Raw genomic sequence first — 397 nt, 5'->3', positions numbered from 1 at the left:
AGTGGCGCATCGACGCCGAGTTCGCGCGCCGCGGCAATTACATTGTCCAGGCCGACCTCTTGGGCAAGCGCCACCGACGCGGCATTGAACGATCGCGCGAACGCCTCGGCAAGCGTCACCCAACCACTATAGTTGCCGCCGGAATTTTCCGGCGACCAGCCGTCGATTTCAACTGGCGCGTCCAGAATCTGGTCGGACAAGGTGAGCCCAGCCTTCAATGCCGCATAATAGACGAACAGCTTGAAGGTGGAACCCGGCTGGCGCATCGCGGTGACGGCGCGGTTGAACTGGCTTGCCTTGTAGTCGCGCCCGCCAACCATCGCGACGACCGCGCCGTCCGACGTCATCGCAACCAACGCGGCCTGCGATGCTCCCACTGTTTTTCCTTCTCCGTCCA

At 62.7% G+C, this 397-nt stretch carries 1 protein-coding gene; it reads right to left on the bottom strand.

From position 1 onward, the window contains the following. A partial coding sequence (locus tag AC5ZG1_RS44610) for a penicillin-binding transpeptidase domain-containing protein (RefSeq protein ID WP_496136601.1) occupies positions 1 to 397 on the bottom strand: 397 nt, incomplete at both ends.

Source organism: Bradyrhizobium sp. Leo78 (assembly GCF_059512425.1).
This window is presented reverse-complemented; position numbering and strand designations above follow the sequence as displayed.